Raw genomic sequence first — 22,090 nt, 5'->3', positions numbered from 1 at the left:
GCCTCGGGGCCGTTCTGGGTCAGGCCTTCACCGCGATGCTGTGCAGGATCTGGTCCACCAGTGCCGGGGTGAGCCTGCTCTGCAGCCCGGTGAGCCGCACGACGGCCGCCTTGCGCTGGTGGATGACCAGGGCGATGTCGACGTTCGTGACGGGCGCGCCTGCGGCGGCCCCGGCGACGGCCTGGGGGTTGGGGTAGGAGTAGTCGATGCGGACCGCCTCGTCGGCGCCTGGGATGTCCACCTTCTGGTTGGGGCCGCGCCGGACCCCGCTCAGCTGGGTCTGGATGAGGATGTCCAGGGACTCGGCGACCAGCTTGGCGTTCGGGATCTGCGGCACGCTGGTGATCACGCCCACCCGGGCCTCGATGTCGCCGCCCGCGGCGAGCTCGGCCAGGAACGTCCACCCTTTCGGCGGTGTGGCCGGCTTCCAGCCGGGCGGGTAGGCGAGGCTGACCGCGTCCGAGGACGCCTGAGCGAATCCCGGGGGGATGCGCGCCTGCGCCTTGCTGGAAGGGGAGGCCGAGGCCTTGCCGGAGTCCTTCTCGCCACCGAGGCACCCGGCCGCGGTCGCCGCGAGAAGGAGTGACAGGGCCGCGGCCCACCACCGCCGCGTGCCGGCGTCCGGACCAGAACCCGAGTTCATCCGTCTCCCCTTCCTAGGGTCGTTTCCCGGTGACGCCGTCCCCGCGGACCCGGTCTCCGGAGACGGCGATCGTCACAGGCCGGCCGCGTTGGCCGCCGCCACGGCGATGCCGATGGCCATGCCCAGCGGTCCTATCGCGAACAGCTGCAGGTAGTGCACGCCGAGGCGTTCGGCGGTGTCCTCGGGGCGGGCGGGGTCGTAGATCACGGTCACGGGCTTCCCCGGTTTGGGGCCGGGAAAGGAGTACAGGGAGCTGGAGGCCTCGACGGGCCGCCCCTGCAAGGTGGTGAACCGGAACCGCCCCACCCGGCTCGTGGTGCTCGGACCGCCGGGGCCCATCACCTCGTCCCGCCCGACGAAGACGCCGTTCGCACGGAGCATCCGGCGCTGCAGGCGCAGCCGCGTCACCAGTTCGTAGAGGCCGCCGCAGAAGACCGCGACCCCGAGGAGCACGCCGATCAGATGGCCCATTGATCTCTCCTACCGTGGGGGTCGGCGGGCGGCCGCCGCGCGTCAGCGGCACTCCTTGAAATCCTTCCACTCTCTCGTGCCCCCGGGGCCCTGGGCGCCCAGATACTGCGCGTCGGTGACCTGCCGGTTGGAGTTGGAGATGGCGACGTTGCCGCCCAGCTTGAGGCCCAGTTTGACGCTCGCCCCATACGAGGCGTCGGACTGGTCGTAGTCGTAGTTCACCCTGGAGGTCTTGCCCTTGTCGTATAGCAGCTTCTGCAGCGGGTGGGCGTTCGGCCCCGGCGGCTCGGTCGGGGCCATGTCGTCCCACGTGAGGCTGAGCACCTGACCGCCCGGACCGCCGGTGTTGAACGGGTTGAGCAGGTAGTCGGTCAGGGTCGAGCGCTCGGCGTCGGTGTTGATCGGCAGGGTCGTGGTGATCGTGGTGGCCTTGCCGTTCAGGATGTGGACCTGGGTGAACGAGACACTCTTGATCTTGCCGTCCTTGCCCTTGGTGACGGTCATCGAACCGGTGGCGTTCGCCCTGCCCTGTGCCCCGGGGAACAGGTGGTTCTCGCCGTAGTTGGCCTCGCCGGACAGGATGAAGGTCATGGAGCTGTCGCCGGTCTTCTTGTTGTCCTCGTAGATGACCTTCTCGGTGCCGTTGATGCCGACGTAGGCGTTCAGGTTGGGAGTGATCCCGTTGCTGCCGCGGGAGTCGGGGATCTTGTCCTTCCAGTCCTCCTTGCGGTGCTTGCCCTTGTACTCGGGCTTGTCCTTGGGGCCGATGCCGAGACCGGCGGTGAGGGAGCCGCTCACGTCGAGCTGGCCCTCGTATCGCTTGATGTCCGACTCCGGGATGTCGGGGCCGGCGAAGTAGTCGTAGATGTTGCCGCCGACCTGGCCGAGCAGTCCGCCGTTCTCCTTGACGGCGTCGATGGAGTACTGCTCCTTGATGTCGCCCATGAACTTGTTGGCGTTCTTCTCGGCGTCCGGTCCCGTGAACACCCAGCCGTCGCCCGCGCCGACCTTCAGCTTGGCGTCCACGCTGGCGTCCGCCCCGAGGTTGAGGGCCTTCCCGAAGTTGATGCCGACTCCGACTCCGGTACCCACACCGCCGTTGACGCCCTTGATGGCGACGACCCGGACCTCCTTCTTGCCGTCGGGGCCGATCGTGGTGAACTTCAGGAACCCGTAGTCGCGGCCGATGGAGAAGATCGCCACATCGACGGAGCCGCCGTAGCTTTCGCTGCTCAGGGTCGATGTGCAGCTCGGTTTGAGTGCCTTGTCGTTTCGCGACTCGCACTGGCTGTCGTCCGCGGAGAACAACTTGCAGAGCGCGTACTCGACATCGGCCCCGAACGTGCCGGGCGAGACCACGGCGAACAGGATGCCCATCACCAGCGCCCCGACCATGATGAGCGCGGCGTACTCCTTGGCGCTCGCACCGGTGTCGGAACGTCGCTCACGCGGGAGTGCCACCGCTGCCACCCTTTCACCGAAGAAGATTCAGCCGAGAGGGTGCGAACGTATGATGGCGCCCGCCGAAGAGGCCAGGGTGCGGAGACCTAAACAAAGGCCCGGTTCGGACCCAACGCGACCGCTCGTGAAGGGGGCGGGCCGAGATCTGCCCTCCGCTCGTTTCCAGCGTTGTCCAGATGCTCGGTGGACATCATGGGCCGGGCGGACGCATACCTTGCATCGATCCAATGATGTCCAGACGCTGGGCCTTTCTTCCCCTTGAGGGCGCGCCGTCGTCCGGGCGGCCGCCGCCCGAAGGAGGTCACGGAGTAGGGCGTCCATGCCGCATCGGCGTCTCGCCTGATTGGGCCCCGGGGCCCATGCGCCGAAGAAGAGGCGACGGATTGAATGGCGTAGGGCGTCCCGCCGCGGACGCCCGTCCGGTTAGGGTGCCGGGGGCGAAGAAGAGACCGGATCGGGGCGAGGTTCGATGGTCGCGTTCGTGTTGGTGCCCGTCGGGATCGTCGTCGGCCTGCTGCTGGCGCCGATGGCGAAGCCCTATGTCGGGGACGTGCCGCGCCGCCGCCGCATCCTGATGGGTCTGGTCACGGGGACGCTCTTCGGCGTCTTCGGCTGGAGGGTCGGCCTTGATCCGGTCCTGCCGGCGCTGCTCTACCTGGCCGCCGTCGGCACGTTGCTCGGATTCATCGACGTCGGGGTCAAGCGCCTGCCGGACCGGTTCACGCTCCCGTCCTACGGTGTCGCGGCGGCACTGCTGGCGGCCGCCGCCCCGTTCACCGAGGACGGACTGCGGCGGTTCGAGCACGCGCTCATCGGTATGGCCGTGCTGTTCGCGGTGTACTTCCTGCAGGCGTTCCTCGTGCCGGCCGGGATCGGGATGGGGGACGTCAAGCTGTCCGGCGTGCTCGGCCTCTATCTCGGCTGGTTCGGCCAGGACGCGTGGATGATCGGCCTGCTGGCCACCTACCTCCTCGGCGGCCTGGTGGCCGTCGGCATCATGATCGTCCGCCGCACGCGCAAGGGCGAGTTCCCCTTCGGCCCCTACATGCTCGCCGGGGCGCTCGTCGCGGTGCTGGCCTTCGCCGCGACCGGTTGACGGACCGGCCGGGCGCCGGCGCCCTCGGCCCGGTGCTCTCGCGCCGGGATTGGTCGTGAGGTTGGGCCTTCATTTGGGCCCTAAGGCTCATGCATACGCCAGAGGGCCTTTGTAAAGTCGGCACGGACCGCGGGAGTCGTTTTGCTGCCCGGACGCGGTTGGGCGCGGAATGTTCGGGGGACGTGATGAACTTCTGGCGCAGGGGCGCCGAACGGCGGTTCGATCGGGGAGCGTCCGCACTCGAATACGGGGCGTTGATCGCCGTCGCCGCCGGAATCATCGCGGCCATGGTGCTGGCCGGGATCCCGGACAAGGTCCTCTCCGGAACGGGCACGGCCGTCTGCAAGCTCTTCGGCGGCACCGACTGCGGGGGGTCGAACGGCGGGGGCCGGCCGCAGGACGGCGCGGGGCAGCAGCCGCAGGGTGGCGGGGGACGGCCGCAGGCCGGTGGCGGTGAACGTCCAAAAAAGGATGACGGCGATGGCGGCGGCTGCAAGGGGAACATATTCCAGAAGGGTTTCTGCCACACCAAGAATGGCCTCAGCAGTGCCGCCTCCGGGACGGGGAACTTCTTCAAGGGCGCCGGCCTCGGCGTATGGGACGCGGGAGTCGGCATCGTCGAGGGCGGTGCGTTCGTCGCGTGCCTGGCTCACATATGCAGCCATGAGGGCTTCAAGAGCAACTGGGGCGGCCTCGGACAGCTGGTGACCAATCCCAAGGATTCTCTCAAGGCCATCTGGGACGACGCCACCAAGCACTGCCGCAAGTTCACCGACGACGCCGAGGAGGCCGGTCGGTGCACCACGAACATCATCGGGTCGATCGTCGGAGGCAAGGGCCTCAACAAACTGAACAAGCTCAAGAAGCTGCCGCACGGCAAGGAGACCCCCGACGTTCCGAAGGTGCCGAACCTGGCGGACGATGCGAAGAGATCCGCCGACGAGGCGGCGCGACTGGCCCGCGAAGGCAAGCTGGACGAGGCGCAGAAGGCCGCCGACAACGCCCGTAAGAAGGCCGACGAGGCCGAGCAGAAGGCGAAGGAACAGGGCTGCCCGGTCGCGCTGGGGCCGCCGGGCCTCTTGCTGGGACATCCGTCCTATGGGCGTACCGGGGCCGTCGCCGTCGCGAGCATCGCCATGTGCCCCGCCGCGGAGAACGCCAAGCAGGCGAGGCGCGAGGCGGGGCGTGCGCAGAAGGCCGTTCTCGGCCCCCGGCTCAAGGAGCTCGGGCTCAGCCAGGAGCAGGCCGACGCGCTGCTCAAGAGCATCAAGGACACCGACACCAACTCCCTCGACGCGCTGCAGCGCACTCTCGAGCACGCCGACGATCCGGCCAAGGCGCCCCACATCAAGACCGCGCTGGACGACCTCGCCACGCTTTCCAAGGACAACCGGATCACGGCTCCGTCCCTTCAGGGGACGCTGGCCAAACTGAAGAACGCCAGCGGTGAGAAACTGGACGCCGAGCACCGCGCGCTGCCGTCGCTGGCCGCGGAGGTGAACCGGGCCCGGAAGGTCGTCGATTCGGGTCAGGTCAAGCCGGGAACGAAGGTGGCGATCGGCGCGAAGGGGGCGACCGACTTCGGCGGCGGCCACAAGGTCACGTTCCCGCAGGGCGTCGACGCGGACGTCGCCTACGTGGACGCCAATGGCGTGGTCCACCTGAACGAGGTCAAGGACGGCATGAACGCCTTCCTCGGCACCCTGAAGAACGACAAGCAGATTCCGAAGTACTCCCAGTGGGCTCAGGAGACCGGCGGGCAGCCGAAATTCGTCGTGAACAGCGGAGGCAAGGCGAACGACCTCTTCAAGCATCCGGCGGAGGTGCAGAAGCTGATCGACTCGAAGATCCCGGTGGAGATCGACGGGAAGACCTACGACTCCGACGCGTTGCGGCGAGCGCAGGAGCAGGGGCACTTCTGAGAGCCGCCTCGACAGTGGCGCGGGGGCTGAGAGAGGCTGTGGGGATGGACGAGCTCGTTCCGGGTGCGCTGGCCGGTGCCGCCGCGCCCTGGGACCGCACCGACGCCGGCCGGCGGATGGAGGCCGCGCGGCGGCTGCCTACCAAGGCGGAGACCGTGGAACGGGCACTCGACATCCTGGAGGGCTGCCTAGCGCACGCCGCGGCCCATCCCCATGAGGCGGACCTGGATGAGCAGGTGCTCGCGGTGTCCGAGCTCAAGGTCATCGAGGACACGTGGCCGAGCCTCCTGAAGTACCTGCGTCGGGCGATGCCTACCCTGCGTGAGGTCACGGACGAGGGGGTCACCACCGCATTGGAACTCGCCGTGCGGGACGGGGCGGACGTTCCGGAGCCACGGGCCATGCGGGAGTTCACCCGGATATGGATGAAGGCCGAGGTGCCCGTGCTCGCCCGCCAGGCCAGTCAATGGCTGAGCGAACGGCTTCCAGGCGACCCCATGCCGCAGGCCCGGGAACGCTACTTCCAGCTCCTCGCCGCTCTCGTCCCCAATCTGGGTGACTCGGGAAACGGACTGGTCACCCACCTGGAAATGGTGGGCGGTATGGACGCCGCCGCCTATCTGCTCTGCGTCGAACGGCATCCGGCGACCGGGGCCACCGCCCGCGAAACGGCTCGCGAATATCTGGACAACTTCGAACGGCGCGCCTATCCGCAGGGCGGGGATCTGCCGCCCGAAGTGTGGGCCGTGCGCGGGAGAAGGCTGAGCGGGGTCCGCCGCCTCTATGTCGACGAGGCCGGTGCGGTGCCGCAGGACCAGATGGTGGAACTCGCCTTCGACGACGGCCAGGCCATCCAGGTGTGGGCGGGATACGAGCAGACGCTGCGCGTCGAACCGGGCCGTTACGAGGTCGACGGCGGCGAAAGCGCGCTCACGGTTCCGGGTGCGGACCAGGCCGTCCTGCTGGCCGACGGCGTCGTGGCCTGCCTGGCGGACGACACGGGCGCCGAGCCGTTGAACCACGCGGTGGGACGCCGGCTGACGGATCCGCGCCCGCTGCTCCGCGGCGATGCCCTCACCGGCCTCCGACTGCGGTTCGAAACCGTCGTGCTCGACATCAGGGTCACCGGTGACCTGGTATTGCAGATCGGCGCGGAAGTGCCGCACGACAACGAAGGATGACGATGGCCGTTGCCCGTTCTGCCCTGCTCCCTACGTCACTGCGCGCCGCCCGCGTGCTGATGTTCGTGGTGGCGGGCCTTTCGGTGGTGTGGAGCCTGGCCTTCCTGGTCGGCTACGGCTGGACGGCCGAGAACTTCGGCGCCGTTCTGCTGCAACTGGTTCCCGGTGGCTTCAGCTTCTTCCTGGCGTTGCGGCTCGCCACCGGACGCAAACGGATCCGCAACGGTGTGGTGGCACTGGAGATCGTCTGGATCCTGATCGCCCTCGGCAGGCTCGGCCAGGGCGACGCGACGGGAGTCCTCGGCCTGCTGATCCCGGCCGCCGTCCTGGTCCTGGTCACCCGCCAGACGGCCCGCGACCACTTCGCGTCGAAGGATTCCGGCTACTTCTGAGCCCTTGAGTCTTTGTCAACCGTTCGGGGCGGAGGTGCATCGATGACCCCTTACGCGGAGCGGTACCGGGGCCTTCTGCCGGCCAGGCTTCTGCTCCTCGGCGTTCTCCTGGCCGTCCTGCCGTGGGGCCGATGGGACCGGCTGACTGCTCCGTCGCAGCCCGCCACGCCAGGCGGTCCGGAGAACGACCTCCTCGACAGGTTATCGGCGGCATTGTCGCTCCCCGCCGTGATATTCGGCTGCCTACTGGTGGTGGGCGCGGTAGTGCAGACGGTCTGGACGGTCCAGCGCCGGGTGGCGTTCGCCGCCGACGAGAAAGGCCTCTACCTGGGCGCGCATCTGCTGCCCCCGGCGAGGCCGATCCGGATCCCTTGGGACCAGATATCGCGGGTCCAAATCCGCCAGGTCAAGGGCGTTCCTCACGGTCCGGGAGCCGAGGCGGGCTGGAACCGCCTGATCATTCACGGCCGGGGACGAGGCAGGCTCGCGGCCCGTCTCGTCGACGGCTGGCGGCTCGACCGCCGCAGACTCGCCGACGCGGTGTCCAGCGCGGCCCCCTCGGTCCGCGTCGACCGCTGACCACCGCTCGCACAGGCAGGGAGGCTCACCGACGATGGGCGCACAGGTCCGGCCGCGGCTCGGAACCGAGCGGGGGCGGTGACGGCGTGGAGGTCGTCGCCATCTTCTTCATCACGGCGCTGGCGCTGGGACTGCTCTGCTCCGTCCCGGTCTTCCTGGTCGGGAGGTTCAGGTTCCTGGGACGGGCCGAGCGCACCCGCGGCAGGGTGGTGGGCCGGGTCCGGGAGCATTCCGGGGACGGGGCGCCGACTCCCCGCCTCGAGATCCGCTACCGGACCGCGGACGGGCGGGAGCACACCTTCGAACAGAAGGTGGCGCAGGACCGTAAGGTCGGCGAGGTCGTCGAGGTCCTCTACGATTCCGCAAAGCCCTCGCGCGCGTACCTGAGGTTCGGTGTCGCCTACGTGCTCACGATGAGCGTGGTCATGCTCGCGCTGGGGCTGGGTTTCGGCTTCTTGGCCCTGAAGATGTGGCGGGCGTGGCTGTGAAGAGCCCGGTGAGTGCTCACCCGTGATCGTCATGGCCGCCCTCTGACGCGCGAGGCACCGCCCGCGGCGACGAGGGTGCGCCGCCGCGGAGCCGGGAGCCGGTGTCAGCCGCAGAGTTCGCGGCCGGCTTTGACGCCGCCGCTGATCTTGTTGATGGCGGGTGGGGCGAGGCGGAGGCCGTTCTTGCCGATGACGAGGCGGACGCCGTCGGCCGGGGCTGCGTTGTCGGCGGTGAGGAGGGCGTCGGGGAGGTCGCGTGCGAGTGCCGACGCCTGCGCCTCGGCGGACGGGGCGTAGACGATGCGGCTCTCCGGCGCGGCGGCGGCCTTCTCGACCTTGCCCGTCACCTTGAAGCCCCGCAGCCGCAGCTGCCGCACGACCCGCTTCACCAGGGGGGCGCGCGCCCCCGCGTCGACGACGGTGACGTGCACCTTGCCGGGCGCGGGCGGTTGCGGTGCCGCCTGGACGGGCTTCGCGGGTTCGGCGGGCAGCCGGTCGTCGTGCCGGATCGCCTCGAACAGCGGCTTCGCGAGCTCCTCGTTCCACTGGACGCGGTTCGGGTCCGGCGCGTACCCCTTCACCGGGACGGTCACGAACCGCACCTGGCCCGCGCTCATCCCCTTGAGCCCGTCCGCCAGCTTGCGCATGCCCGCCAGGTCCAGGTCGTCGTCGGTGGTCATCGACTTCGTGGCGGCCTTGAGGAACTTGTAGGTCTTCGCCGGGTCGGTGAGGACGGATCCGCTCGTGGCCTTGTCGACGACGGCCGCCATGAACTTCTGCTGCCGCTCGATCCGCTCCAGGTCGGACCCGTTGCCGAGCGAGTAGCGCGCCCGGACGTACCCGAGCGCGTCGTCGCCCTTCACGGTCTGCTTGCCGGCCTTCAGGAACAGCTCGGCGCGCGGATCGTTCACGGGCTTGTCCACGCAGATCTCGACGCCGCCCAGGGCGTCCACCATCCGCTTGAACCCGGCGAAGTCGACCTGCACGAAATGGTCGATGTGGATGCCGGTGAGCGACTCCAGCATCTTCCAGGTGCACGTCGGCCCCGCGTACGCGAACGCCGCGTTCAGCATTCCGAACTGCGCGGGGACGGTGCCGCCCTTCTCCTTCTTGCAGGACGGGATCTTCACCATCGAGTCCCGGGGGAAGCTGATCCCGACGGCCTGGTCCCGGTTCGGCGACAGGTGCAGCAGGATCGTGGTGTCCGACCGCGCCCCGGCCATTCCGGGCACCGCGTACTCGGAGTTCTCGCCCTCCCGCGTGTCGGACCCGATCAGCAGGATGTTGAGCGACTTGTTCAGCTTCTTCGGCCGGTTCGCGCCGAGCTTGTCGCTGACGCGCTTCTGCTCGATCCCGCCGACCAGGTCGTGGTAGAGCCACGCCGCCCCGCCGCCTCCGGCCAGGAGCACGGCGACGGCGCCGACGGCGGCCCATCGCAGTCCCCTGCGCCGCCGTCCGACTCGCCGGGGCGCGGAGGGCGGGGTGCTGCCCGGCGGGTCTCCCTCTGGCGGAGCCCCGTCGGACGCGGCGCCCTTCTCGTCGTCGGCTGCGGGCCCTTCCGATGCCTCGGTGACGCCACTGTCCTGCTCGGAGCCGCTCGGGCCGGCGGGTTCGGCCTCCGCGGAACGGTCGCTCTGCTTGGACGCCGCGGCGGCCATGACGCCGTCACCGGTTCCAGGTGCGCCGCGCCCGCCGGCCGGCGCCTTTCCGGCGTCCGCGGAATCGCCGCCTTGCTCCGGAGTCCCTGACGCGGTGCCGCCGGCCGGCTCGGGGGCCGCCGGCGCCTTCCGGGCGGCCTCGTCACCCGCGAGGTCGTCGCGGCGCGGGTCTTTGTCGCTCATCGGTCCCGTTCCGGGCGGGCCCTGTCGAGGGCACATGGTCAGAGTGATCAGTCAGTCTAAGGAGGTGTCCGACCGCGGGGAGCCTGTGCCTCCTTTTGTTAGATGCGCAGAACATCCGTTCTGTTGACAAGGATGCGGAAATCCGGCGTCCCCGGGCCGGGTGGTCTTCCGTACGATCGGTGCCGTGGACTCGGGGTGGGTGATCGGCGGTCGGTTCACCATGCTCGACCGGATCGGAGCGGGCGGGACGAGCCGTGTGTGGCGCGCGTACGACCATGCCGAGGCGCGGTACTGCGCGGCCAAGCTCGTCCGGCAGAAGGGCCCCACGTCGATGCTGCGCGTCGTCCGGGAACGGGCGCTGCGGCTGGCGCACCCCCATGTCCTGACGCCCTACGCCTCGTGCATGGCGTACGACGATGTGCTCCTCGCCATGGACCTCGTGCGCGGGGGCTCGCTGGAGACGCTGCTCGGGGACTACGGCAGGCTGCCGCCCGAGTACGCGGCCGAGGTCCTGGACCAGTTGCTGGCCGCGCTCAGCCACATCCACGGTGCAGGGGTCGTCCACCGGGACGTGAAGCCCGCCAACCTGCTGCTGGAGCCGAGTCCGGTCGGGGCGCCGCACGTCCGGCTGGCCGACTTCGGGATCGCGCTGGGGGAGGACGACCTGCGCTTCACCACCACCGGCTTCGCGGTGGGGACGCCGGGTTACCTCGCGCCCGAGGTGCTCGACTGGGACCGGCCTGGCCCGCGCCAGGACCTGTACGCCGCCGGCATGGTCGCCTGGCGGATGCTGACCGGGGCCGGGGACCCGGCGCCGCGCCAGCGGATCGGCGCGCCGCCTCCCGGAGTGCCGCCCGTGCTGTGGACGGTCGTCGCCCATCTGTGCGCGGCCGACCCGGCGCGGCGTCCCGCCGACGCCGACGCGGCGCGCAGGGTGCTGGCCGGGTGCGGTCTGGAGCTGCGCTTCCCCGTCCGCACGCTGGACGGCGAGCCCCTGCAGATCTTCGACCACCTGGGCCCGCCGCCCCGCTGACCCGCCGCCTCACGCGCGGGCGTCACTGCACGGGCACGTTGGGGATCTGCCCGAAGGGGCCCGCGTTGAAGGTCACGGTCCGGACGCTCGGAGGGGGAGCGGGCACGTAGAAGAAGCCTCGGTTGTCGGTGCCGGGGTCGTGCCTGAAGGAGGCCCGGCCGGGGTCGACGTAGGTGCCGCCGTCCTTGCCCAGGCGGACGCCGCGGTAGACGATCCGCGTGGACGGGTCGGTGACGCTGAAGTCGCCGAAGGGCCCTCCGCCGGACGTCGAGTAGTCCTCCAACTCGTTCGGGCCGCCGTCCGGGCCGAGGTTGACGATGTCGAACACGGCGACGAGGTAGGCGCCGTCGCGGTAGAAGGGCTTCACGTCGATGCGGCGCTTGTCACCGCCCTGCCCGAAGGACGCGAAGCGGCTGGCGACCGTCGGGCCGTCCGGACGGAACGGGGCCGGCGGCCCGGCGTCGCCGCCCGGGTCGGCCTGCTGTCCGCCGGACGTGGTGCTGCCGGTCCCGGTCGTCCGCTGCCTGATCTGGTAGGAGATCTCCACGCGGCGGTTCCGCTGGCGGGCCTGCGCGTCGTCGGGGCCGCCCTCCTTGGCGATGGGCTCGGTCTCGCCCTTGCCTTCGGCCTTGTACTGGTAGGCGGTGCCGAGGCGGGCCTGGAGCTCCTTGAGGACGGCGTCGGCGCGGCGCTGGGAGAGGGACGTGTTGTAGTCGTGGCCGCCCTTGCCGTCCGTGTGCCCAGTGATGAGGATTGGGGGCTTGGAGGGGTCGGCCTTCGCCTTGGTCTCGGCGGCCACCTCGTCCAGGATCGACTCGGCCCGGGCGGAGAGCGTCGCCTTGTCGAAGGCGAACAGCACGTCGGTGCGGAGCCCGACCTTCTCCTCGGTGGCGCTGCTGGTGGTGGACTTCACCTCGCCCTCGGTGATGCCGTAGAGGTCGTAGGCGCCGCCCTTCGCGGGCGCGTCCAGCCCGCGTACGGGCCACGCCACCTGGCTGCCCGGCTTGGGCTTGTCGAAGAAGTCGGGGACCGGTGCGGCCGGCTTGACCGGGCCCTGGCCCTCGACCACGGGGACGCCGGTGAACTCGCCGGCGGTCGTCGGGGTGACGACGGTCATGCGGTCCAGCGACGCGGGGAGCGGCGGGAACTCCAGGATCGTCTCGTAACGCGCGCCCGGGAAGGCGGACATGATGAACAGGTCGCTCCCGACGGTCTTGCCCGTGCCGTTGTTGTCGTACAGCGGCGTGTAGGCCTTGTGGCCTACGGGGTCGACCAGCATGAAGTGCAGGTTGCCGTACGCCGAGCCGGCGATCGTGGTCCCGAAGGAGTAGTGCTCCGGCTCCTTGCCCGGGTTCGTCAGGTAGAAGCGCAGCACCGAGCGGTCGCCGCGGCGCTCCACCTGCTTCATCTCGATCCGCGAGTGCCCGCCGCCCAGCGACGACCAGGCGTCCTTGGCCATCGGACCGGTGTACGGCTTCGGCTTCTCCGCCGCCGTCCGGTGCGACGCCGGCTTCTGCTCACCGCCGCCGGAGCATCCCGCCAGTGCCATCGGCAGGAGGAGTAAAGCGGTGACGGTCCTTCCAGTGCGCATGGGGGGCCTTTCGGAGTCGGCTTCTGCGGACGCGGGGTGCCGGCTGCGGGGTGCGGGAGCGGGGAGCGGTGAGGGACGTCACCGGGCGGCCGAGATGACCACGCGCCGGTTCTTCGCGCGGCCCTCGGGGTCGTCGGAGCCGTCCGGCTTGGTGTTGGGGAAGGCCGGTTTCGTCTCGCCGTAGCCGGCGGCCTTGAGGCGGGACCGGTCGATGCCGCCCTCGGTGGCCAGCCAGTCGGCGATCGCCTTGGCGCGGCGCTCGGAGAGGGCCTGGTTGGACGCCGTGTCGCCCTTGGCGTCGGTGTGGCCGTCGACCTGGACGGGCGCGTCGGCCGGGACCTCCTTGCCCAGCGACTCCACGATCTTCTTCAGCTCGGCCGCCGCGGCGGGCTTGATGTCGGCCTTGCCGAAGTCGAAGAGGACGTCCGCCTCGATGTTGAAGGCGATGCTGTCGTCGCCCTTGATGACCTGGCTCGGCCCGGCCACGTAGGACTTGAGGGTCGCCCCGGAGACGCTGACGCCCGGGATGCTGACGCCCGGCACCGATACGCCCGGGACGGTGACCGACGGTATGCATTCGTTCTTGTCGTTGCATGCCCTCGGGCGGTACAGCGAAGCGCGGTACGCCGAGGCGCGGTAGAGGGACGCGCGGTAGAGCGACGCCCGGTACACGGAGCTGACGTACTCGCCCTCCTCCGAGGGCTTGCTCTGGCAGACCTCATCCTGCGTGACGGCCGGCTGGGTGACCGCCTCGCTCGACACGGCCTCCTGCTCGACCGGCGGGGCGTCGATCCCGGGGGCCTTGACACCGGGGATCCGCACGGCGGGGATCGTCACGCCGGGGATCGAGGTCCCCGGGATGCTGATCGCTCCGAGGCAGCCGCCCGGGGCGGGCCTGTGCTCGACGCACTGGGCCGGAACGTGCCCGGCGGGGATGTCCACGCCCGGGATCGTCACGGCCGGGATCTTCTGGCCGCCGATCACGGCCTCCGGGATCCGCACCGGATCGCTGTGCACGGCCGGGATCTCGACCGCCTTGATCAGCTTGCCGCCGCGGGGGCAGCTCGTCGGCTCCGGGGTGGGAGCGGCCGATGTCGGCGTCGCCGTCCTTCCGGCCGCCCGGCCGGAGCCGGCCTTCTTCGGCTCCCCGCCGCCGCACGCGGCCAGTAACAGGCCCGCCGCCAGGAAGACGGCGAGCCCCGGCGACACGCGCCGCACAAGGCCGACCCTCTGCGCGGAGCGGGCCGACTGCGCGGAGCCGGTCCTCTGCGCGGAGCCGGTCCTCTGCGCGGAGCCGGTCCTCTGCGCGGAGCCGGTCCTCTGCGCGGAGCCGGTCCTCTGTGCGGAGCCGACCCTCTGCGCGGAGCCGGTCTTCTGCGCGGAGCCGGTCCTCTGCGCGGAGCGGGCCCTTCGCGCGGAGTCGGCCCTTCCTGCGGGGTCGGCCCCGCTTACGGGTTTGGCCCTATGCGCACGGTCGTCGCCTCGCACGGCGCTCATCCCTTCTGGTAGGTGATCTCGACGCGGCGGTTCTTGGCGCGCCCGGCCGGGTCGTCCTTGCCGCCCTGCTCGTTCGGGGCGACGGGCCTGGTCTCGCCGTAGCCCTTGGCCACGATCCGCAGGCTCGTCCCCTTCAGGGCGTTCGCCAGCTCGGCCTTGACGGCTTCGGCGCGCCGCTCGGACAGCGCCAGGTTGTAGGCGGGTTCGCCGACCGAGTCGGAATGCCCGGACACCTGGACGGCGCCTCGGGCGTCGCGGAGGCGGGGGGCGAGCCCGGCTATGCGGCGTCGGGCGGCGTCGGTGAGCGTCGCCTTGCCGAAGTCGAACAGCACGTCCGCCGAGATGCGGACGGTGACGTGGCCCCCGTCGGCCTCTTCCTCCTCCAGCGGTACGACGGCCTGCCGCAGGTCGATGCCGTACACGGCGGTGCCGGCGCCTATGGAGAGCACGCTCTGGGCCAGGTTCCGGTCCGGCACGCTCGGGTCGGCCCCGGCGACGGCGGGGACGGCGAGGACGAGGGCCAGGGCGCCCGCGAGGACGGCCGGACGGCGCGCGCGGCTCACCGCTGGACCGGGATGTCGCGGAACGTGGGCCACGAGCCGATCTGCACGTCGACGGCCTTCACGCTCTCGGGCGGGGCGGCGAAAGAGAAGAAGAAGAGGGTGGGCTGGTTGTTCGGCATCGGCGTGAAGATCTCGTGGGTCTGGAGCTCCTTGTCGCCGGCGTCCCTCACCACGACGTACCGCTTGAGGTTGACCGGGTCGATCAGCGAGGTGCCGAGGCCGTTCTTGCCGTTCAGGTCGTAGGCGTCGAGACGGCCCGGGTTGCCCGGGACGCGCGGCGTGAACCGCACGGTGAGGTTGGCGAGCTTCCCCTTCACCTTGAGACCCATGACGGCGATGTCGACCTTGGCCCCTTGCGCGATGGGGCTGTCGACGGTCCCCTGCACCACCGGCTTGGTCGGGTTGTCGAAGCTCGCCTTGCCCACCGAGCCCTCGGCGCCCCCGCCCCCGCCGCCGGACGAGGACGACCCCGTCCCGGGCAGCGAGCAGCCGGCCAGGCCGCCCGCGGCGAGCAGGGCCGCCGCGGCGGCGGCCGCCAGGCGATGTGTCGGCCCCATCGTCGGTCCTCCTGATCCATCACATATGCAAATCGTGTTTCCCGTGGCAACATGGCATCCGGTACGGCATCGCCATGTGCGACCGTGAATCTATCGTTTGCATTTGCGAATCGTCAAGGGGGTGGGGTGCGGTGAGCGTCGCCGAGGACACGGTCGCCCGGAACCGCGCGCTGCAGACCGAGTGGTACGGCGAGCCGCTCGGCGACCGCGTCCGGCCGCTGCTCGGCCGCCTCGGGATGTCGCAGTCCGGGCTCGCCGGCGTGCTCGGGCTGTCCGCGCCGATGCTCTCCCAGCTCATGTCCGGCCAGCGCGCCAAGATCAGCAACCCGGCCGTCCTGCACCGGCTGATGGCGGTCGAGGAGCTCGTGGCCGGGCCCGCCTTCGACGGGCTGCCCGCGGCCGAGGTCCAGGCGCGGCTGGAGGAGATCAAGGCGGAGTCCCCGGCCACCACGTCGGGGACGCGGGGCGCGGCCTCCGGGCGCGTTCCGGCGGGGTCGGGGCCGACGCGTCCCGGAGAGCCGGCGGGGCGTGCGGAGGGCCGGGGCGCCGCGGAGCCGGCCCGGCTCGTCCAGGCCCTGCTGCGCGAGGTGGCGTCCGCCGCCGAGATCGAGGCCGCCGCCGCGCTCATCGCCGACCGCTTTCCCGACCTCGCCGAGATGCTGCGGGTGTACGGGACCGGCCGCACGCGCGAGGCCGAGGCGCACTTCGCCCGAACAGTACTGAAGGAGACATCGGACGACCGGACGGTCATGCCGGAGCGGTCTCGTCTCGATTCTGTTTGATCATAACGACTGGTTATGGGTCCCGGGGGCCGCGAAAGGGTCCTGAGCGGGCTAAAGTCTGTGGTCAGGCTCACATCCGGGTCTGCTTGTTATGTATGTCACAGATCCCGGCGGGTGGCGTAGGGTCGCTTCGCTGGAAGCGCACACAAGGCGTCACCGCCCGCATGCGGCACCGGCGCCGACCGCGCGCCCGCGGCCCCGGCCGGGGGCGCCCGACCGGCGACCGGGGCGCGGACGGCCGCATGGTGCGCGCGGACCGTGGTACGGGGACACGACGACCCGAGCTCAGGAGAGCGATCGATGACCACTGTGGAGGCGCCGGCCAAGTCGCGCGCCCAGATCAAGGAACGCACCCTCCGCAAGGACAACTGGCGCCTGTATCCGGTCACGACCTTCGTGATCTTCACGGCCTGGGTGGTGTACGCCACCGTCCGGGCCTTCTGGGGCGCCGCGTTCTACGTGCCGGAGTTCCACTACCTGACGCCGTTCTACTCCCCGTGCCTGAACGACATCTGCAACAACGTCACGGTGGACGGCCACACGGGCGACGCGGCGGAGTTCGGCACCTTCCTGCCCGCGAGCACCCGCGGCTGGATCCCCTTCGCGGCGATCTCGCTGCCGTTCCTGCTGCTGTTCCGGCTGACGTGCTACTACTACCGCAAGGCCTACTACCGCTCGTTCTGGGCCGCGCCGTCCGCGTGCGCGGTCCGCGAGCCGCACGCCAAGTACACCGGTGAGCGCCGCTTCCCCCTGATCGGCCAGAACCTGCACCGGTACTTCTGGCTCGCCGCCGTGCTGATCTCCCTCATCAACACCTGGGACGCGGCCCGCGCCTTCCACGGCAAGGACGGCGGGTTCGGCATCGGGCTCGGCACGCTCATCCTGGTCGCGAACGTGGTGCTGCTCTGGCTGTACACGCTGTCGTGCCACTCGTGCCGGCACATCGTCGGCGGGCGCCTGAAGAACTTCTCCAAGCACCCCTTCCGGTACCGGATGTGGGGCTGGGTGTCCAAGATCAACCAGCAGCACGGGAACTACGCCCTGATCACCCTGGGCTCGCTGGTGGTGGCCGACCTGTACGTCGCGCTGGTGGCCAGCGGCACCATCTCCGACCTGCGTATCTTCAACTGAGGCCAAGGAATCATGACTGAGATCGAGAGGCACTCGTACGACGTCGTGGTGATCGGCGCCGGCGGCGCCGGTCTGCGCGCGGCGATCGAGGCGCGCCTCCAGGGCAAGAAGACCGCGATCATCTCCAAGTCGCTGTTCGGCAAGGCCCACACGGTGATGGCCGAGGGCGGCGCCGCCGCCGCGATGGGCAACGTCAACGCCAACGACAACTGGATGGTCCACTTCCGCGACACCATGCGCGGCGGCAAGTTCATGAACAGCTGGCGGATGGCGGAGCTGCACGCCAAGGAGGCCCCGGAGCGCATCTGGGAGCTGGAGCTGTGGGGCGCGCTGTTCGACCGCACCAAGGACGGCAAGATCAGCCAGCGCAACTTCGGCGGGCACGAGTACCCGCGGCTGGCGCACGTCGGCGACCGGACGGGCCTGGAGCTGATCCGCACCGCCCAGCAGAAGATCGTCGCCCTCCAGCAGGAGGACCACGCCGAGCACGGCGACTACGAGGCGAACCTGAAGGTCTGGGCCGAGACGACGGTCACCCGGCTGCTGAAGGACGCCGACGGCAGGATCTGCGGCGCGTTCGGCTACGTCCGCGAGACGGGCAAGTTCGTCGTGTTCGAGGCGCCCGCGGTGGTGCTGGCGACCGGCGGCATCGGCAAGGCCTTCAAGGTCACGTCCAACTCCTGGGAGTACACCGGGGACGGGCACGCGCTGGCCCTGCTCGCCGGCGGGACGCTGCTGAACATGGAGTTCGTGCAGTTCCACCCCACCGGGATGGTCTGGCCGCCGTCCGTCAAGGGCATCCTCGTGACGGAGTCGGTGCGCGGCGACCGCGGCGTCCTGCGCAACTCCGAGGGCAAGCGGTTCATGTTCGACTACATCCCCGAGGTCTTCAAGAACCAGTACGCCACCACCGAGGAGGAGGGCGACCGCTGGTACGACGACCCGGACAACAACAAGCGCCCGCCCGAGCTGCTCCCGCGCGACGAGGTGGCGCGCGCGATCAACTCCGAGGTCAAGGCGGGGCGGGGATCGCCGCACGGCGGGGTCTTCCTCACCGTCGTCGACCGGATGCCGGGCGGCGCCGCCGAGATCGTCAAGCGGCTGCCGTCGATGTACCACCAGTTCAAGGAGCTGGCGGACGTCGACATCACCAAGGAGCCGATGGAGGTCGGCCCGACCTGCCACTACGTGATGGGCGGGGTCGAGGTCGACCCCGACACCGGCGCGGCGAAGGTCCCCGGGCTGTTCGCGGCCGGTGAGGTCTCCGGCGGCATGCACGGCTCGAACCGGCTCGGCGGCAACTCGCTGTCCGACCTGCTGGTGTTCGGCCGCCGGGCCGGTCTCGGCGCGTCGGAGTACGTGGACGCCCTGCCCGCGCGCCCGGCCGTCCCGGACGCCGAGATCGAGGCGGCGACGTCCGAGGCGCTGGCGCCGTTCGAGCGGGAGGGCGGCGAGAACCCCTACGCCGTCCACGCCGAGCTGCAGCAGACGATGAACGAGCTGGTCGGCATCATCCGCAAGGAGGCGGAGCTGGAGCAGGCGATCGAGTCGCTCGGCAAGCTCCGCGAGCGGGTCGCGAACGTCAGCGTCGACCCCGTCGCGGTCGGCGACGGGCGCGGCTACCACCCGGGCTGGCACCTCGCGCTCGACCTGCGCAACATGCTGCTGGTGTCCGAGGCGGTCGCGAAGGCGGCGCTGGAGCGCCAGGAGAGCCGCGGCGGCCACACCCGCGACGACTACCCGGCGATGTCGCCGGAGTGGCGGAAGATCAACCTGGTCTGCTCGCTGGCCGGCGACCCCTCCGCCCCGCACGTCGAGCTGAAGCGCCAGCCGCTCACGCCGATGCGCCCCGACCTGCTCGAACTGTTCGAGAACGACGAGCTGAAGAAGTACCTGACCGACGAGGAGCTGCCGGCGCGCCTCGCCGAGCAGGCCCCCGCCGCCGACGCCGCGGAGACCGAGGAGGACGACCGATGAGCTACGAGGCGAAGTTCAAGGTCTGGCGCGGCGACGACGGCGCGGGCGAGCTCACCGACTACACGGTCGAGGTGAACGAGGGCGAGGTCGTCCTCGACATCATCCACCGGCTGCAGGCCACGCAGGCGCCCGACCTCGCCGTCCGGTGGAACTGCAAGGCCGGCAAGTGCGGCTCGTGCTCCGCGGAGGTCAACGGCATGCCGCGGCTGCTGTGCATGACCCGGATGTCGACCTTCGACCCGGACGAGACCATCACGGTCACCCCGGTCCGCACCTTCCCCGTGATCCGCGACCTGGTCACGGACGTGTCGTTCAACTACGAGAAGGCGCGGGAGATCCCCTCGTTCGACCCGGGCGACGCCAAGCCGGGCGAGCTGCGCATGCAGCAGGTGGACGTCGAGCGCTCGCAGGAGTTCCGCAAGTGCATCGAGTGCTTCCTGTGCCAGAACGTCTGCCACGTCATCCGTGACCACGAGGAGAACAAGCCCGAGTTCGCGGGACCGCGCTTCCTGATGCGGATCGGGGAGCTGGAGATGCACCCGGCCGACCAGGCCGACCGGCGCAACATCGCGCAGGACGACCACGGGCTCGGCTTCTGCAACATCACCAAGTGCTGCACCGAGGTCTGCCCCGAGCACATCAAGATCACCGACAACGCGCTGATCCCGATGAAGGAGCGCGTCGTCGGCCGCAAGTACGACCCGCTGGTGTGGCTCGGCAGCAAGCTCGGCATCGTGCGCAAGGGCGAGGACACCCCGTCCGCCTGATCGCGCAGAGCCGTCCGCAGAGAGTTTCGCGAACGTCCCCCGCCGCCCCGCGCGACGGGGGGCGTTCGCGTTTTCCGCCGCTTCCCGTCACGGGGGGCGACGCTCTGGCGTGCGGCGCTCCCGTGGCCCGGCGGGCGGCGTGCCCCCGGCCCGCCGCCCGCCGTTCCGCCGTTCCCCGTGAACGCCGTGAACGCCTGGACGACCGCCCGGCCGAACACGCCGGGTCCAACACTGGCGCACCCTCGAACGTTCGAGTAGGGATAAGTGCACACAACGCGTGATTGAACCGTGATTCTTTCCCGGGAGGCGGGAACGCTCCAGGCCCTTTAGCGTGGTGGGCATGAGCGCCCTCGAACCGGGCTCGTTCCTCGCCGAGCTCACCCCGGCGGAACGCGAGGAGCTGGCGGCACGCGGCCGCGTCCGCGACTTCGACCGGGGGGAGACGCTCTTCATCGAGGGGGAGGAGCCCGGCTGGGTGGCGGTGCTGCTGCAGGGCCGGGTCAAGGCGTGCTCCTACCGCGAGCTGGGCGGCGAGACGCTGCTCGCGGTGCGCGGCCCGGGGGCGCTGCTCGGCGAGGTCGCCGCGATCGACGGGCTGCCCCGGTCGGCGACGGTCACGGCGCTCGAACCGGTGCGCGCGCTCGCGGTCACGGCCGACGAGTTCATGGCGTTCCTGCAGGCCCACGGCCGCGTCTCCATCCTCATCATGCGGATGCTGTGCCAGCGCTGGCGCGACGCCGACCGCAAGCGCGTCGAGTTCGGCATGTTCGACGCGACGGGACGGGTGGCGCAGCGCCTCGTCGAACTGGCGGAGCGGTTCGGGGTCCCCTACGACCGCCGGACGGGCACGCAGGCGCCGGCGGGGGCGGGCGGCGAGAGCGTCCGGATCACGCTGAACCTGTCGCAGGAGGAGCTGGCGGGCTGGGTGGGCGCGTCCCGCGAGGCGGTCAGCAAGGCGCTGCGCACGCTGCGCCGGCACGGCTGGATCGAGACGGGCCGCCGCCGCCTCATCGTCCACGACCTCCAGGCCTTACGCCGCCACGCGCGCTGAGGCCACCGGGCGCCGCCCCGGTGCCGGTCGGATCGCGAGGCGACCCGTACGCTGTGCAGGATGCAGTTGCAGCAGCTCTCCTATTTCGTCGCGGTCGCCGAGGTACGCCACTTCACGCAGGCCGCCGAGCTGCTGCGCGTCGCGCAGCCGTCGCTGTCCAAGCAGATCCGCGCGCTGGAGAACGAGCTGAACGTCTCGCTGTTCAGCCGCGCCCGGGGGAACATCACCCTCACGCCGGCCGGTGAGGCGCTGCTGCCGCTGGCGAAGCGCATACTGGCCGACGTCGACACGGCCCGCCTCGAAGTGCAGGAGCTGGTCGGCCTCAAACGCGGGCGGGTGCGGCTCGGCGCGACGCCGTCCCTGTGCGCGGGCCTGCTGGCGGACGTCCTGCGCCGCTTCCACGACGCGTATCCGGGGATCCAGCTCATCGTCGAGGAGGGCGGCTCGCGCGACCTCGTCCGGGAGTTGACGCGCGGCTCGCTGGACATGGCCCTGGTCATCCTCCCGCTGCACGGCGACCCGCCCCTGGACACGATCCCGATCCTGCGCGAGCACCTGGTGGTGGCCTCTCCGGCGTGCCCCGAGCCGGGCGCGGCGGAGCGCTCACCGAAGGCGGCGCAGCTGCCGCGCCGCTCGTACCTGCGCATCGAGGACCTGCAGAACCGCCCGCTGGTGATGTTCCGTCCCGGATACGACCTGCGCGAGGCGACCATCAGCGCCTGCCGCGCGGCGGGGTTCGAGCCGAGGTTCGCGGTCGAGGGCGGCGAGATGGACGCCGTCCTGCGCTTCGTGGAGGTCGGGCTCGGCATCGCGGTCGTCCCCAGCATGGTGCTGGCCGGACGGCCGGGCCTGCGCGGGACCCCCCTCGTCCTGGCGGACGAGGAGGCGCGTCGCGGCCGCCACGGTCCCGGCCTGCTCCGCACCATCGCCCTGGCCCACCGCAAGGACGTCGAACTCACCCACGCCGCCCGCGCGTTCCAGGAGACCCTCCAGACGTTCCTGGTGGAAGCCGGCCTCGCCGGCACCCTCCCCGCCGGCGTGGAGACCCTCGTCAGCGCCTAGCCCCA

The 22,090-nt window shown here is 70.7% G+C and carries 21 protein-coding genes; 13 read left to right on the top strand and 8 right to left on the bottom strand.

Features of this window, described 5'->3' with window-relative positions; translation table 11 throughout:
* Positions 1 to 19: 19 nt before the first annotated feature.
* The 3 genes from AB0C21_RS28870 to AB0C21_RS28860 form a co-directional block, all read right to left on the bottom strand.
* A complete protein-coding gene (locus AB0C21_RS28870) occupies positions 20 to 643 on the bottom strand; it encodes a hypothetical protein (RefSeq protein ID WP_500208422.1) in 624 nt (207 codons plus the stop codon).
* A 72-nt stretch (positions 644 to 715) separates the two neighbouring features.
* Positions 716 to 1,114 (bottom strand): DUF3592 domain-containing protein, encoded by a 399-nt coding sequence (locus AB0C21_RS28865; protein WP_500208421.1) that lies wholly within the window; start codon positions 1,112 to 1,114, stop codon positions 716 to 718.
* Between the two features lie 42 nt (positions 1,115 to 1,156).
* Positions 1,157 to 2,575: a hypothetical protein gene (locus AB0C21_RS28860; protein ID WP_500208419.1), complete on the bottom strand. Its 1,419-nt coding sequence runs from the start codon at positions 2,573 to 2,575 to the stop codon at positions 1,157 to 1,159.
* Between the two features lie 481 nt (positions 2,576 to 3,056).
* Here AB0C21_RS28860 and AB0C21_RS28855 point away from each other — a divergent pair, with 481 nt between their 5' ends.
* From AB0C21_RS28855 to AB0C21_RS28830, 6 genes are all read left to right on the top strand, one after another.
* Positions 3,057 to 3,671, top strand: a complete 615-nt coding sequence (locus AB0C21_RS28855) for a prepilin peptidase (protein WP_500208418.1) — start codon at positions 3,057 to 3,059, stop codon at positions 3,669 to 3,671.
* A gap of 254 nt (positions 3,672 to 3,925) precedes the next feature.
* Positions 3,926 to 5,593: a hypothetical protein gene (locus tag AB0C21_RS28850; protein WP_500208416.1), complete on the top strand. Its 1,668-nt coding sequence runs from the start codon at positions 3,926 to 3,928 to the stop codon at positions 5,591 to 5,593.
* 44 nt (positions 5,594 to 5,637) lie between these two features.
* Positions 5,638 to 6,774, top strand: a complete 1,137-nt coding sequence (locus tag AB0C21_RS28845) for a hypothetical protein (protein WP_500208415.1) — start codon at positions 5,638 to 5,640, stop codon at positions 6,772 to 6,774.
* A gap of 2 nt (positions 6,775 to 6,776) precedes the next feature.
* Positions 6,777 to 7,166: a hypothetical protein gene (locus tag AB0C21_RS28840; protein WP_500208413.1), complete on the top strand. Its 390-nt coding sequence runs from the start codon at positions 6,777 to 6,779 to the stop codon at positions 7,164 to 7,166.
* 42 nt (positions 7,167 to 7,208) lie between these two features.
* Positions 7,209 to 7,745, top strand: coding sequence for a hypothetical protein (locus AB0C21_RS28835; RefSeq protein WP_500208412.1), 537 nt, complete (start codon positions 7,209 to 7,211; stop codon positions 7,743 to 7,745).
* Between the two features lie 86 nt (positions 7,746 to 7,831).
* On the top strand, positions 7,832 to 8,233 hold the full coding sequence (locus AB0C21_RS28830) for a DUF3592 domain-containing protein (RefSeq protein ID WP_500208410.1): 402 nt from the start codon (positions 7,832 to 7,834) through the stop codon (positions 8,231 to 8,233).
* 104 nt (positions 8,234 to 8,337) lie between these two features.
* Here the strand turns inward: AB0C21_RS28830 and AB0C21_RS28825 are convergent, their stop codons facing one another.
* Positions 8,338 to 10,074: an LCP family protein gene (locus AB0C21_RS28825; protein WP_500208409.1), complete on the bottom strand. Its 1,737-nt coding sequence runs from the start codon at positions 10,072 to 10,074 to the stop codon at positions 8,338 to 8,340.
* A gap of 184 nt (positions 10,075 to 10,258) precedes the next feature.
* Here AB0C21_RS28825 and AB0C21_RS28820 point away from each other — a divergent pair, with 184 nt between their 5' ends.
* Complete coding sequence (locus tag AB0C21_RS28820; protein ID WP_500208408.1) at positions 10,259 to 11,107, top strand: serine/threonine-protein kinase; 849 nt, start codon at positions 10,259 to 10,261, stop codon at positions 11,105 to 11,107.
* A gap of 22 nt (positions 11,108 to 11,129) precedes the next feature.
* Here AB0C21_RS28820 and AB0C21_RS28815 read toward each other — a convergent pair whose 3' ends face one another.
* The 4 genes from AB0C21_RS28815 to AB0C21_RS28800 all read right to left on the bottom strand — a co-directional run bounded on the left by AB0C21_RS28815 (position 11,130) and on the right by AB0C21_RS28800 (position 15,315).
* Complete coding sequence (locus tag AB0C21_RS28815) at positions 11,130 to 12,656, bottom strand: OmpA family protein (RefSeq protein WP_500208406.1); 1,527 nt, start codon at positions 12,654 to 12,656, stop codon at positions 11,130 to 11,132.
* Between the two features lie 120 nt (positions 12,657 to 12,776).
* Entirely contained in the window at positions 12,777 to 13,916 is a 1,140-nt protein-coding gene (locus AB0C21_RS28810) for an OmpA family protein (protein ID WP_500208405.1), read from the bottom strand.
* A gap of 275 nt (positions 13,917 to 14,191) precedes the next feature.
* Complete coding sequence (locus tag AB0C21_RS28805; RefSeq protein WP_500208403.1) at positions 14,192 to 14,758, bottom strand: OmpA family protein; 567 nt, start codon at positions 14,756 to 14,758, stop codon at positions 14,192 to 14,194.
* Positions 14,755 to 15,315, bottom strand: coding sequence for a hypothetical protein (locus AB0C21_RS28800; RefSeq protein ID WP_500208402.1), 561 nt, complete (start codon positions 15,313 to 15,315; stop codon positions 14,755 to 14,757). The genes AB0C21_RS28805 and AB0C21_RS28800 overlap by 4 nt, the downstream gene beginning before the upstream one ends.
* A gap of 131 nt (positions 15,316 to 15,446) precedes the next feature.
* Here AB0C21_RS28800 and AB0C21_RS28795 point away from each other — a divergent pair, with 131 nt between their 5' ends.
* From AB0C21_RS28795 to AB0C21_RS28770, 6 genes are all read left to right on the top strand, one after another.
* Complete coding sequence (locus AB0C21_RS28795) at positions 15,447 to 16,097, top strand: hypothetical protein (RefSeq protein WP_500208400.1); 651 nt, start codon at positions 15,447 to 15,449, stop codon at positions 16,095 to 16,097.
* 300 nt (positions 16,098 to 16,397) lie between these two features.
* Positions 16,398 to 17,228, top strand: coding sequence for a succinate dehydrogenase subunit SdhC (gene sdhC, locus AB0C21_RS28790; RefSeq protein ID WP_500208399.1), 831 nt, complete (start codon positions 16,398 to 16,400; stop codon positions 17,226 to 17,228).
* A gap of 12 nt (positions 17,229 to 17,240) precedes the next feature.
* A complete protein-coding gene (locus AB0C21_RS28785) occupies positions 17,241 to 19,205 on the top strand; it encodes a fumarate reductase/succinate dehydrogenase flavoprotein subunit (RefSeq protein WP_500208397.1) in 1,965 nt (654 codons plus the stop codon).
* Complete coding sequence (locus AB0C21_RS28780; protein ID WP_149260845.1) at positions 19,202 to 19,972, top strand: succinate dehydrogenase/fumarate reductase iron-sulfur subunit; 771 nt, start codon at positions 19,202 to 19,204, stop codon at positions 19,970 to 19,972. The genes AB0C21_RS28785 and AB0C21_RS28780 overlap by 4 nt, the downstream gene beginning before the upstream one ends.
* A 340-nt stretch (positions 19,973 to 20,312) precedes the next feature.
* Entirely contained in the window at positions 20,313 to 21,023 is a 711-nt protein-coding gene (locus tag AB0C21_RS28775) for a Crp/Fnr family transcriptional regulator (RefSeq protein WP_500208395.1), read from the top strand.
* Positions 21,024 to 21,083: 60 nt separating this feature from the next.
* Positions 21,084 to 22,085, top strand: a complete 1,002-nt coding sequence (locus AB0C21_RS28770) for a LysR family transcriptional regulator (protein ID WP_149260843.1) — start codon at positions 21,084 to 21,086, stop codon at positions 22,083 to 22,085.
* Positions 22,086 to 22,090 lie beyond the last annotated feature (5 nt).

It is taken from the genome of Spirillospora sp. NPDC049024 (genome assembly GCF_040649235.1).
Classification (GTDB): Bacteria; Actinomycetota; Actinomycetes; order Streptosporangiales; family Streptosporangiaceae; genus Spirillospora.
The sequence above is the reverse complement of the archived record's forward strand: the minus strand, read 5'-3'. Positions and strand labels throughout refer to the sequence as shown.

What these genes read in the sequence shown, in the direction of transcription:
- AB0C21_RS28870 (WP_500208422.1), bottom strand. Translation starts at nt 643, where the DNA reads ATGAACTCGGGTTCTGGTCCGGACGCCGGCACGCGGCGGTGGTGGGCC.
- AB0C21_RS28865 (WP_500208421.1), bottom strand. Translation starts at nt 1,114, where the DNA reads ATGGGCCATCTGATCGGCGTGCTCCTCGGGGTCGCGGTCTTCTGCGGC.
- AB0C21_RS28845 (WP_500208415.1), top strand. Translation starts at nt 5,638, where the DNA reads ATGGACGAGCTCGTTCCGGGTGCGCTGGCCGGTGCCGCCGCGCCCTGG.
- AB0C21_RS28840 (WP_500208413.1), top strand. Translation starts at nt 6,777, where the DNA reads ATGGCCGTTGCCCGTTCTGCCCTGCTCCCTACGTCACTGCGCGCCGCC.
- AB0C21_RS28835 (WP_500208412.1), top strand. Translation starts at nt 7,209, where the DNA reads ATGACCCCTTACGCGGAGCGGTACCGGGGCCTTCTGCCGGCCAGGCTT.
- AB0C21_RS28825 (WP_500208409.1), bottom strand. Translation starts at nt 10,074, where the DNA reads ATGAGCGACAAAGACCCGCGCCGCGACGACCTCGCGGGTGACGAGGCC.
- AB0C21_RS28815 (WP_500208406.1), bottom strand. Translation starts at nt 12,656, where the DNA reads ATGGCACTGGCGGGATGCTCCGGCGGCGGTGAGCAGAAGCCGGCGTCG.
- AB0C21_RS28800 (WP_500208402.1), bottom strand. Translation starts at nt 15,315, where the DNA reads ATGGGGCCGACACATCGCCTGGCGGCCGCCGCCGCGGCGGCCCTGCTC.
- sdhC (WP_500208399.1), top strand. Translation starts at nt 16,398, where the DNA reads ATGACCACTGTGGAGGCGCCGGCCAAGTCGCGCGCCCAGATCAAGGAA.
- AB0C21_RS28785 (WP_500208397.1), top strand. Translation starts at nt 17,241, where the DNA reads ATGACTGAGATCGAGAGGCACTCGTACGACGTCGTGGTGATCGGCGCC.
- AB0C21_RS28780 (WP_149260845.1), top strand. Translation starts at nt 19,202, where the DNA reads ATGAGCTACGAGGCGAAGTTCAAGGTCTGGCGCGGCGACGACGGCGCG.
- AB0C21_RS28775 (WP_500208395.1), top strand. Translation starts at nt 20,313, where the DNA reads ATGAGCGCCCTCGAACCGGGCTCGTTCCTCGCCGAGCTCACCCCGGCG.
- AB0C21_RS28770 (WP_149260843.1), top strand. Translation starts at nt 21,084, where the DNA reads ATGCAGTTGCAGCAGCTCTCCTATTTCGTCGCGGTCGCCGAGGTACGC.